Annotated in this window: 7 protein-coding genes; all 7 read left to right on the forward strand. The window is 46.5% G+C overall.

The features are described 5' to 3' along the window. Positions 1–7: 7 nt before the first annotated feature. The 7 genes from BLU99_RS06245 to BLU99_RS06275 all read left to right on the forward strand — a co-directional run bounded on the left by BLU99_RS06245 (position 8) and on the right by BLU99_RS06275 (position 12,887). Complete coding sequence (locus BLU99_RS06245) at positions 8–1,183, forward strand: THUMP-like domain-containing protein (RefSeq protein WP_091900320.1); 1,176 nt, start codon at positions 8–10, stop codon at positions 1,181–1,183. A 212-nt stretch (positions 1,184–1,395) separates the two neighbouring features. Then, entirely contained in the window at positions 1,396–2,550 is a 1,155-nt protein-coding gene (locus tag BLU99_RS06250) for an N-acetyltransferase (protein WP_091900321.1), read from the forward strand. Then, positions 2,547–4,499: a DNA topoisomerase IV subunit B gene (locus BLU99_RS06255; RefSeq protein WP_091900322.1), complete on the forward strand. Its 1,953-nt coding sequence runs from the start codon at positions 2,547–2,549 to the stop codon at positions 4,497–4,499. Before BLU99_RS06250 ends, BLU99_RS06255 begins: the two co-directional genes overlap by 4 nt. After that, on the forward strand, positions 4,496–6,076 hold the full coding sequence (locus tag BLU99_RS06260) for a S41 family peptidase (RefSeq protein ID WP_091900323.1): 1,581 nt from the start codon (positions 4,496–4,498) through the stop codon (positions 6,074–6,076). Before BLU99_RS06255 ends, BLU99_RS06260 begins: the two co-directional genes overlap by 4 nt. A gap of 13 nt (positions 6,077–6,089) precedes the next feature. Then, positions 6,090–8,138: a beta-galactosidase gene (locus BLU99_RS06265; protein WP_091900324.1), complete on the forward strand. Its 2,049-nt coding sequence runs from the start codon at positions 6,090–6,092 to the stop codon at positions 8,136–8,138. 42 nt (positions 8,139–8,180) lie between these two features. Then, entirely contained in the window at positions 8,181–9,470 is a 1,290-nt protein-coding gene (locus BLU99_RS06270; protein WP_091900325.1) for a sugar porter family MFS transporter, read from the forward strand. Between the two features lie 36 nt (positions 9,471–9,506). Continuing rightward, on the forward strand, positions 9,507–12,887 hold the full coding sequence (locus BLU99_RS06275) for a DUF5107 domain-containing protein (protein ID WP_091900326.1): 3,381 nt from the start codon (positions 9,507–9,509) through the stop codon (positions 12,885–12,887). The last annotated feature ends 19 nt before the right edge of the window (positions 12,888–12,906 follow it).

The raw sequence follows: 12,906 nt of genomic DNA on the forward strand, positions 1-12,906 counted from the left end.
CAGTCAGGTGAATCAAGCAACCATTGACTTTATTCGTCAGCATGCGAACGACAATGTGCGGCAACTGGCACTTCAGGGAGGTAGATATCCTGAGGTTGACTTGACGTACGCTCTTGAGCAGATTGCAGGCAGACAGAAGGCACGCGTAAAACTACCCTCATGGGCCGTGTTGGATGGTATCATTTATCCATCCCACCTATCGATGGAACAGTGCTCGAGTGAGGCGACGGCTCGATATAAAGCCAGTATTGCAGGGACAGGCGATCTGCTCGTAGACCTTACGGCCGGCTTTGGCGTCGATATGGCGTTTGTATCTCCCAACTTCAGACATGCTGTTTCTGTAGAGCAGAATGCCTCGTTATGTGCGATTTCATCGGAGAATTTCAGCCGATTGGGATTGAAGCATGTCAAGGTGATATGTGGTGACGGGGTCGACTATCTACATCAGATGAATCATGCCGATTTGTTGTTCATAGACCCGGCACGGCGCGATGAACATGGTGGACGGACCTATGGTATTGCCGACTGTTCTCCGAATGTGCTGGAGATTATCGATGAGATGATAGAAAAGGCCTCTCGGGTGATGATCAAACTCTCACCTATGCTCGACTGGCGGAAGGCGGTTGATGATATTGGAGACCATCAGGCTAATGTAAACGAGGTTCACATCGTGTCGGTCAACAACGAGTGTAAGGAACTGCTGTTGGTCGTTTCTAAAGAGGCGACGCCTGTGCATGTCTTTTGTGTGAACGATACAGATGTGTTCGACTTTGAGGCCGGCAACCATCTGGCGACAGAGTTTCTATCCGTAGAGCGGTCTCCACACTATCTATATGAACCCAATGCTTCCATCATGAAGGCCGGTGCTTTTGATCTCGTTGCCAACCGATTCGGGATAACCCAGGTCGGAAAGAACAGTCATCTGTTCGTATCTGATACGCCTCTGCAGTCTTTTCCTGGACGTAGTTTTGTTATTGACAATATCGCGTCGATGAACAAACGTGAGGTGAAAAAGGCTTTGAAAGATGTCTCTAGAGCAAACATCTCCGTGAGGAATTTCCCGATGTCCGTGGCTGAACTTAGACGTCGACTGAAACTAAAGGACGGTGGCGACGTGTATCTTTTTGCGACGACGGTAGAGAGACGTGGACATCAGTTGTTTGTTTGTCGGAAAACTGAATGATACCAGTTTCCTGTTCTTTTTTCCTGACTTTGGTTTCGCGGGACATGCCCCCACTTCAGAAAAGCGCAAATATATTTGGCTTTTCGTTCGGTTTTTCGTAACTTTGCGATAGAAATCGCAAAGTTACTCTTTCTCTGCATAAAAAAGAATGAATTCTTTTGTATTGCGCTCGATTTTTCGTAACTTTGGCGGCAATTTAAAAACTATACGTAATGTCATCTGTAGAAATTAGGAAAGTCACGGACAAGGAGGGACTTAAGACCTTCATAGAGTTTCATTATGATTTGTATCAGGGAGATCCGTATGACGCGCCCAATCTGTATAGCGATGAGCTCCATACATTGAGTAAGGACCAGAATGCTGCCTTTGAGTTTTGTGAGGCAGAGTATTTTTTGGCTTACAAAGAAGGGAAACTGGTGGGGCGTGTTGCTGCTATTATCAACCATAGAGCCAATAAAGGATGGCAAAGGAATTCTGTTCGTTTTGGGTGGATAGACTTCATTGACGACATGGAGGTGTCGAAGGCGTTGTTGGATGCTGTAGCCGACTGGGGACGCCAAAAGGGCATGACGGAAATCGTGGGTCCGTTGGGATTCACAGACATGGATCCGGAGGGCATGCTCATCGAAGGATTTGATCAGCTAGGAACAATGGCCACGATCTACAATTATCCATACTACCCGAAGCATATGGAGCAAATAGGTGGTTGGGAGAAAGATAACGACTATGTGGAGTATAAAATCTTTGTACCCAAGGAGGGAATGCCCGACAAGTTTAAAAGGGTGGCGGAGATGACGATGAAACGTTATAATCTGCATGTGGCCCATCTTAAGCGCAGTCAGGTGTTTGGTCCGGAACAGGTAGGACAGAAGGTCCTTGATGTAATCAACAAGACCTTCGGCCATCTGTATGGCTATTCGCAGATGACACAACGCCAGATAGATGAGTATGTGAAGATGTATTTCAAGGCTCTTGATATGAACCTATTGTGCGTGATAGAGGATTGGACTCTTTCTGACCACCCTATCGTAGGTGTGGGCGTTACAATCCCATCATTGTCGAAGGCTCTCCAGAAATGTCGTAAAGGACGTCTTTTCCCCTTCGGATGGTGGCATGTCATCCGGGCGTTGAAATTCCATAAAACAGACATTGTCGACCTGTTGTTGGTGGGTATCTTGCCTGAATACCGCGCAAAAGGCGCTAATGCCTTGTTGTTCTATCATCTGATACCCATCTATCAGAAGTATGGTTTCAAGTGGGGAGAATCGCATGTCGAGATGGAGACAAACAATCAGGTGCAGGGACAGTGGGCCTATCTAGAGCACGAGTTGCACAAACGTAGAAGATGCTATAAGAAAAGCTTATGATAGAAGAAGATAACATCATCGGACAGCAAAACGAGCAGGTGCAGTATGACGACGAGAACATTCGTCATCTGAGTGACATGGAGCATGTGCGTACCCGACCAGGTATGTATATTGGTCGTTTGGGTGACGGTTCGTTGCCGGAAGACGGTATCTATGTACTATTGAAAGAGGTCATCGATAACTCCATCGATGAGTTCAAGATGAAGTCAGGTGATCGGATCGAAGTTAATATCGACGAGAACCTCCGCGTCTCTGTACGTGACTATGGTCGTGGTATTCCTCAAGGAAAGATGATTGAGGCAGTGTCGGTTTTGAATACTGGTGGCAAATATGATTCCAAGGCTTTTAAGAAGTCTGTCGGATTGAACGGTGTCGGTGTGAAGGCCGTCAATGCCTTAAGCTCGCACTTTGAGGTACGTAGCTATCGCGGTGGAATGGTCCGTAAAACCACATTTGAACGGGGCGTGATGACGAGCGATATCACGGAGAAGTCACAAGACGAAAGTGGAACGTATATCTTCTTCGAACCCGACAACACCTTGTTTCTCAACTACTCCTTCCATGATGATATCGTGGAGAATATGCTCCGCAATTATACTTACCTGAATACGGGACTGACAATCATGTATAATGATAGGCGCATCCTTTCTCGTCGCGGACTGGAGGACCTGTTGAAAGATCGTATGACCAACGAACCTCTTTATCCTATCATCCACTTGCAGGCTGAGGACATCGAGGTCGCTTTTACACATTCAAATCAGTATGGTGAGGAATACTACTCCTTTGTGAACGGTCAGCATACCACACAGGGCGGAACTCATCAGAGTGCCTTTAAGGAGCATATCGCCCGTACTGTCAAGGAATTCTTCGGTAAGTACGAATATGGTGACATCCGTACGGGAATTGTCGCGGCGATTGCCATCAATGTGGAAGAGCCGATGTTTGAGAGTCAGACAAAGATTAAGTTGGGCTCTTTGACCATGGCTCCCAATGGTGTGAGCATCAATAAATACGTTGGTGACTTTATCAAACAGGAGGTTGATAACTACCTGCATATCCATACCGATGTGGCAGAGGTATTGGAGAACAAAATCAAAGAGAGCGAACGTGAGCGTAAGGCGATGGCCGGTATCACCAAACTGGCACGTGAACGTAGTAAGAAGGCGAATCTTCATAACCGGAAGCTTCGTGACTGTCGTATTCACTTCAGTGACGTGAAGAACGATAGGAAGGAAGAAAGTTGTATATTTATCACCGAGGGCGATTCTGCCAGTGGAAGTATAACGAAGAGCCGCGACGTGAACACGCAGGCTGTCTTTTCTCTTCGTGGCAAGCCGTTGAACTCATTCGGTCTTACAAAGAAGGTCGTGTATGAGAACGAGGAGTTTAATCTGTTACAGGCAGCCCTTGATATTGAGGATGGTCTTGACACGCTCCGCTATAACAAGGTGATTGTGGCCACCGATGCAGATGTCGACGGCATGCATATCCGTCTGCTCATTATTACATTCTTTCTTCAGTTCTTCCCCGAGCTGATTAAGAAGGGACATGTCTATGTGTTGCAGACACCGCTTTTCCGAGTACGTAATCGTCGTACGAAGATTAAAAGCAAGAAGGTCATTGCTGATGCTGATGCAAAGGCGGACAAGAAAAGCGATTTTATAACACGTTATTGTTATAGTGAAGAAGAACGTCTTGCTGCCATTACTGAACTGGGACCAGATCCAGAGATAACCCGTTTCAAAGGACTTGGTGAAATATCACCCGACGAGTTTGCTGCTTTTATCGGTCCGGATATCCGTCTGGAGCAGGTGACGCTTCACAAAACTGATCAGGTGCAGAAACTATTGGAATATTACATGGGAAAGAACACCATGGAGCGACAAAACTTTATTATTGATAATCTGGTGGTTGAGGAAGACCGCCCTGAAGAAGATATTTACGAATGAATAAACGATACAGTCTCCCTGTCCTAGCGCTTTTGTTGTGTGTTCAGAGCCTCTACGCCCAGTTCCGCATCAATAATAGTGAGGGCTCACCTTTGCGTAAGTTGCAGTTAGCAGAGTTGGCCATCGACAACCTCTATGTAGATAGTGTTGATGAGAAGAAACTGGTAGAGGATGCTATTCGTGGTATGCTTGATAAGTTAGATCCTCATTCTAGCTATCTCACTCCCAAGGAGGTGAAGGCTCTTAACGAGCCACTCAATGGAAGTTTTGAGGGAATTGGCGTGCAGTTCAATATGATAGAGGACACGCTATTGGTTATCCAACCAGTTATTAATGGTCCTTCTGAGAAGGTAGGAATCATCGCTGGTGACCGTATTGTCTCTGTGAATGATACTTCCATCGCAGGTGTGAAGATGTCGAAAGAAGAGATTATGAGACGCCTTCGCGGTCCGAAAGGAACGAAAGTTAATCTTGGTGTCGTACGCCAGGGGATCAGCGACCGTCTGACATTTACTGTCGTTCGTGCGAAGATCCCGGTGAAATCAATCGATGCCACCTATATGATACGTCCAGGTATTGGTTATATCCGAATCAGTGGTTTTGGTGCTACGACGTACGAAGAGTTCCTTGAGAGCATGAGGAGTTTACGTAAACAGGGGATGCGCCATCTGCTGCTTGACCTTCAAGAGAATGGCGGCGGCTACTTGAAAGCGGCTGTTGACATCGCTAATGAGTTCCTGACAAAAGGCGACTTGATCGTTTATACGGAGGGAAGAAAAGTTCCACGTATGGATTATACTGCTGACGGAGAAGGATCTTTCCAACAGGGGAAGATCGTGGTTCTTGTCGATGGTTATACGGCCTCGGCTGCAGAGATTGTTACAGGAGCTATTCAGGATCAGGATCGTGGAACGGTTGTTGGTCGTCGTACTTTCGGAAAGGGTCTTGTACAACGTCCAGTCGACTTGCCCGACGGGTCGATGATACGTCTGACGATAGCACATTATTATACGCCGTCTGGTCGTTGTATTCAGAAACCATATACCAAAGGCGGTGCCAAGGACTATGCAATGGACATGTTGAACCGTCTGAAGAGTGGGGAACTGACGAATGCTGATAGTGTTCATTTCTCTGACTCCTTAAAATACGAGACACTCCGTCAGCATCGCACGGTCTATGGCGGTGGCGGTATTATGCCCGATGAGTTCGTTCCGCTTGACACTACAATATATACCCGATTCCATCGTGAATTGGCTGCAAAGAGTATAATTATCCAACAGAATCTCCGCTATGTCGATAGCCATCGTAAGGAACTGAAAGAAAAGTGGACCTCGTTTGCAGATTTTAAACAGAACTATGAGGTGCCTCAGAGTCTGGTTGATGCTATTATTATTGAGGGTGAAAAGCAGGGCATTAAACCACGGGATGAGGAAGAGAGAAATAAGACGATTCCTTATCTTCAGGTACAACTGAAGGCGCTTATTGCCCGTGATTTGTGGGATATGAGCGAGTATTTCTCCGTGTTCAACGAGAATAGTGAGATGGTCAAGAAGGCACTGGAGATTGTACAGAGATAATGTAATACAGGATATGAAGATCATGATATTGTCGGTTTTCCTTACGGGTCTGATGACTTGTCTAAGTGCCCGTGCGCAGAATCCGTCTGTGGAATGGGATCGACATAGTCTGATCATTGATGGACAGCGGGTCTGTCCTGTGATGGGTGAGATTCATTACTCTCGCATTCCTGTCAACGAGTGGACTGACGAGATACGGAAAATGAAGGATGGTGGTGTGACAATCATCGCCACGTATGTGTTCTGGAACCATGTGGAAGAGCAGGAGGGAGTATTCAGATGGGACGGTCAACGTCATCTACGCCATTTCATCGAGATATGCAAAGAACAGCAGATGCCTGTTGTGCTTCGTCTTGGCCCCTTCTGTCATGGTGAGGCACGGAATGGTGGCATTCCCGATTGGATCTTCTTGAAAGGTTGTAAGACACGTGATGACAATCCTATGTTCCTCGGTTTTGTGGAACGTTTGTATCGTCAGATCTTCACACAGGTGCAGGGGCTACAGTGGAAAGACGGCGGTCCGGTGATAGCAGCACAATTCGACAATGAATACCGAGGACGTGGTGAATATTTGATGGCCTTGAAGAGAATCGCCCTTTCCATAGGCTTTGATCTGCCGTTTTATACGCGTACGGGGTGGCCCGAACTGGCTACGCCTGTGCCGTTTGGCGAGATGCTGCCTCTTTATGGCGATTATGCTGACGGTTTCTGGGAGCGTAGTCTAGAAGAAACGGCTGGTAACTATTACAAGGCTTTTAACTTTAGAAATCCCTCCAACTCCCTCGAAGGGGGAGAGAATATGGGGGCTATGGATGCCTCATTATCACAGCACTCCGTTAGGCATTCTTCTCCTTTAATGAGGTCGGGAGGGGGATATCCTTACTTCACTTGTGAATTAGGAGGCGGCATGATGACGGCTTATCATAGACGACCATATCTTTATCCAGAAGATGCCTATTCGATGGCTGTCGTAAAGTTAGGTAGCGGGTCAAACTTGTTGGGTTATTATATGTATCATGGTGGAACTAATCCCGATGGACAGACATGCCTGAACGAGACACAGCGCACCATTGCGACGAATTATAACGACCTGCCAGTGAAGACATACGACTTTCAGGCTCCGCTTAATGAGTTTGGACAGAAAAATCCACACTACTATATGTTGCGCAAGCTTCATCTGTTTATGCAGGATTGGGGAAATGTTCTGGCACCGATGGGGGCAAGTTTCCCTTGTGCGCAGGATATCACTAAAGGTGATGATTCTTTCCTTCGTTGGGCATATCGTTCGAAAGACGGTAAGGGATTTATCTTTATCAATAACTATGAGCGACTGCAACAACTTTCGGCAAAGCGCAACGTGCAATTGACCGTCTGTGGTGTGGAACTGCCGAAGATGGATGTACCTGCAGGTACGATATGTATCCTGCCTGTAAATATCGACGGTATCCGTTATGCCACGGCGCAATTGGTAGCCAAGCGGGAAGGGAAGATTTATATGGAGCAGATTGACGGAATCCCAACCACTATCGCCGTTGGAGATAAGGTGCTAAGAAACCTAAAGGCAAAGGGGATTGACGTTCCGGTCTATAAGAATATCTATCTGCTGACATCTCGACAGGCTGAAAGACTATTCCTTGTAGAGAAAGATCATCAAGACGTAGACGATCAAACTCCTATTGTTAATAAGATGAGAGAGGCCAGTGTATGGCGTACGATCACCAAAGGTGTGAACAAAGTCGCGGAAGAACCCTCAGACGAGGATTTCGAGCAGGCGGCTGTTTATATCATCGATTTGCCGGAACAAGAGCGAGCCGAACTGTTACTGAATATTGACTATCGTGGGGATGTGGCTCGTCTCTATGCCGATGGGAAACTGATAGACGATAATTTTTATCATGGTCGACCTTTTCAATATGCACTCTGGCGATTGCCAAATGGATGCCGGCGGTTGGAACTCCGTATTCTTCCCTTACAAAAGGATATGCCGATCTACTTCCCTCGTGAGGCAGACCTCACACCAGGAGAACAGGTCTATCAAGTGACAATAACCAGTCGGGAGTGATGACTAACAAAGAAAATAGATCAACCAATAACTAATAGAAATATGAATAGTCTCAGCAAAGGATACCTTTTCTTTATTTGTGCCGTATCGGCCATGGGTGGGTTGCTCTTTGGGTACGACTGGGTTGTGATTGGTGGCGCCAAACCGTTCTACGAGATATTTTTTTGCATCACCGACTCCCCACTACTTCAAGGTGTGGCTATGACGACAGCCTTGATAGGTTGTCTAGTGGGAGCGATGGTGGCAGGTTCGGCAGCCGACAGGTATGGTCGTAAACCATTATTGACAACATCGGCAATACTGTTCACTGTATCGGCAATTGCCACAGGACTGTTTGACAATTTTACCTTATTTAATATAGCCCGTTTCATTGGAGGTGTGGGCATCGGTGTGGCCTCAGCGTTGGCTCCGATGTATATCGCAGAGGTGAGTCCTGCGGGAATCCGTGGACGTATGGTTAGCCTCAATCAAATGACTATAGTGCTTGGCATCCTTTTGGCTCAGGTCGTCAATATGCTTTTGGCCCGTGATACAACTATTGCTGTTAATCAATCATGGAATACGGAGTGGGGATGGCGGTGGATGTTCTGGGCCGAGACGCTGCCAGCCGCATTGTTCCTTGTGATGAGTTTCTTTATTCCAGAGAGCCCGGTGTTCCTGAGTATGAAGCAAAAAACAATCTCTACAGGGAAGGAAGCAGACCTCAGGGAACTTCTGCAGGCAAAATATGGAAAGGTACTATTGTTAGGCTTGGTAATAGCTGTATTCCAACAGTGGTGTGGCACAAATGTCATTTTCAACTATGCTCAGGAGATTTTTGTGGGTGCAGGTTTCGATGTAGATGACATGTTTATCAATATCGTAATAACAGGTATTGCCAACGTGCTTTTTACGTTTGTCGCTCTATATACTATTGAGAAATGGGGACGCAGGACATTGATCCTGATAGGTGCAGGTGGCTTAGGACTTATCTATCTAACGCTAGGCACTTGTTATTTCATGGGAATGAAAGGCATGTTGATGGTGATGCTAGTAGTAGCCGCGATTTCTGTCTATGCGATGACGTTGGGTCCAGTCACTTGGACGCTCTTGGCTGAGATATTTCCTCATCGTGTGAGAGGTATTGCGATGGCAACATGTACATTTGCCCTCTGGGTGGGTTGCTGTACGCTGACATTCTCGTTCCCCTCTATGAATGCGGTCTTGGGAAGTTGTGGCACGTTCTGGATCTATGGTGGTATCTGTATTTGTGCCTTTGTGTTTTTATGGAACCGTTGTCCGGAGACAAAAGGAAAGAGTCTTGAAGCGTTAGAAAAGGAGTTAATTAAATAAAAATGTTTCAATAGTTAATAACCAATAACCAAAACAATGGTAAAAGCATGGAGAGAAATGGTGACGATCCCAACCTATGAGGTGGGTAAGCCCGAGAAGAATCCAATCTTCCTAGAAAAGAGAGTCTATCAAGGATCAAGTGGTGTAATCTACCCGTATCCTGTCATCGAGTCTATCTCAGACGAGAAGATTGATAAGCAGTGGAAGGCCATATGGCTTGAGAATGAGTATATTAAGATTATGATTCTTCCTGAGTTAGGCGGACGTGTTCAGATGGCCTATGACAAGATCAAGCAACGGCATTTCGTATATTATAATCATGTGATCAAGCCTGCACTTGTTGGACTTACCGGTCCTTGGATTAGTGGTGGCATTGAGTTCAACTGGCCGCAGCATCACCGTCCTTCGACCTATCTACCTATCGATGCTACAATCGTAGAGAACGAGGATGGCAGTGTGACGGTTTGGGTGAACGAGATGGAACGGATGTTCCACCAGAAAGGAATGGCTGGCTTCACCTTGCGTCCTGGTTGTGCTTATCTGGAGATACAGGGTAGGGTGTTTAACCGTACGAACCTGCCGCAAACCTTCCTATGGTGGGCAAACCCTGCTGTCGAGGTGAATGATGACTATCAGAGTGTGTTCCCTCCTGATGTCAACGCGGTATTTGATCATGGCAAACGGGCCGTCTCCAGTTTCCCTGTTGCAACAGGTATCTATTATAAGATGGATTACTCGGCTGGTGTCGACATCTCGAACTATAAGAATATCAAGGTGCCGACATCCTATATGGCTGTCAATTCGAAATACGACTTCGAAGGGGGCTACGAGAACGACACAAGAGCCGGAATGCTACATGTGGCTAGTCATTATCTCTCACCCGGAAAGAAACAATGGACGTGGGGTAATGGCGACTTCGGACGTGCCTGGGACCGTAATCTCACAGACGAGACCACACCAGAGGAAGCTGAAAAATACAAGATTACTCGTATGGGTTTCCGTCCATATATCGAACTGATGGCTGGTGTCTATACGGAAAACCAGCCTGATTTCGCATGGTTGATGCCCTATGAGGAGAAACAGTTCGTGCAGTATTTTATGCCTTATCGTGAGATAGGCATCGTTAAACAGGCATCAAAAGACTTTGTGTTCAACATAGAAGAGGTGGGGCAGGGACGTGTATGTTTCAAGATTTTGGCTACCAGTGAGCAGAAAGTACATATGTTCCTTGGTGACGAAGATGATAAGACACTCTATGACAAAGTGGTTACGTTGACACCCGACGCCATATTCGAGGAGACCGTAGATACACGCGGGTCATCGCTTGTCGACCTTTATTTTCAGATTGACCGTGCCGACAGTCCACGCCGCCTTCCAATGTTCCAATGGAACCCCGAGTATGACGAGATTCGCCCAATTCCAGATGCTGCTGAAGCAGCCCTTTCACCGCAGGACACAAAAACCGTCGACCAACTCTATCTGACGGGACTCCATCTGGAACAATATCGTCATGCGACATGGAGCGCTCTCGACTATTATGAGGAAGCACTTCGCAGAGATCCGCTTGATTATCGTTGTAACACGCAGCTGGGACTATGGTACCTACGACGGGCCCGTATTGATAAGGCTAAAGAGTACCTGCAGACGGCAGTCAAGGTGTTGAAGAAGCGAAATCCAAACCCTTATGATGGTGAATCTCTTTTCTATTTGGGTATCGTCAATAAGTTCTTAGGTAACATGGAGCCTGCATATGAATATTTTTGGAAAGCTACATGGAATAAGGCATGGGCTGATGCAGGCTATTTCGAGGCAGCTTGTATCAGTATGGATGGCGAATGTTGGGAGAGTGCCCTCAACGAACTGGAGCTTTCACTGATCAGCAATAGTCACAATCATAAGGCTCGTGCCATGAAGGCAGTTGTTCTACGTAAACTTGGACGTCAGCAGGAAGCCTTAGCTTGGATTCATGAGAATTACAGGATTGATCCGTTCAACTATGTTTCGATGGTGGAGGAACATCTGCTCACAGGTAGTGATGAGCCTCTGGAAAGGATGGTAGAACTGATGCATGGTAATATCTATAACTATCATGAGACAGCTCTCGACTATGCGCAGGCAGGACTTGAGGACGAGACACGTCTCGTGCTGGAGACTGCAATTGAAAAAGGGGTAGAGAAATCGCCGCTCACATGGTATTATTTGTCCTTCTACTCAGACGATATATTTGAGAGTATAAAAGACATGAGAACGGCTTCGAAGATCAGTCCAGACTATTGCTTTCCAAACCGTCTCGAGGATGCCCAAATGTTCCAACAGATGCAGATGCTGACGATGGGGGAGGATGCCCGTATGTCATACTATCTTGGTTGTCTCTACTATGATAAACGCCAATACGACTTGGCTGTCAAGTACTGGGAGCAGTCGGTAAAGGCTGATCCCAAATTTCCCACCGTGTGGCGCAACCTCGCCTTGGCCTACTTTAACAAGAGCCAGTATATTCCTTCTTTCGACTCTGCCTTGGAAGACGAAAAAGAAAAGGCCGTGGAGTATATGGAAAAAGCCTTCCACCTCGACAAGGCCGATGCACGTGTCCTAATGGAACTTGATCAGCTTTACAAGCGTTTGCAACATCCGCATCAGGAACGCCTCGACTTCCTACAGAAATACCCTCATTTAATCAGTCAACGCGAAGACCTTATGCTCGAAGAGATTACTTTGCTCAATCAGTTGGGACATTATAAGGAGGCTATGGCAAAGCTTGATGGACATCAGTTCCACCCATGGGAGGGCGGTGAAGGTAAGGTTCCTGCACAGTATCAGTTTTGTCGTGTGGAACTTGCGAAAAAGGCGCTTGTTGCAAGACAATATGAAGAAGCTGTTAGGTTGCTTGAAGAATGTCTCGACTATCCCTCTCATCTTGGCGAAGGGAAACTCTATGGGGCGCAGGAGAACGACATTTATTACTTCCTTGGCGTCGCCTATGATGCCATGGGGAAGAAAGAGCATGCTCGTGAATGTTGGGAAGAGGCAACCCAAGGACCACAACAGCCTGTTGCTGCGATGTATTACAATGATGCAAAGCCAGATAAGATTTTTTATCAGGGATTAGCTCTTAGCAAGTTGGGACGTGAGGATCAGGCTCATGGTCGTTTCTATAAGCTTGTCAACTACGGTAAGCAACATCTCTTTGAAAAGCAGGTAATGGATTATTTTGCAGTATCGCTGCCCGACCTACTCATCTGGGAGGATTCACTCGATGCGAGAAACGAGATCCACTGTAAGTATATGCTTGCCCTCGGCTACTATGGCTTGGGTGATCATGACAAGGCACTTGACTATCTAGAAGAGGTGGAAGAACTTGATAAAAACCATCAAGGTATTTGGCAGTTCCGAACTCTTATTGATATGAAACTATAATTATCCAAATCATTTATTA

The organism is Prevotella sp. lc2012 (assembly GCF_900107065.1).
Lineage (GTDB): Bacteria > Bacteroidota > Bacteroidia > Bacteroidales > Bacteroidaceae > Prevotella.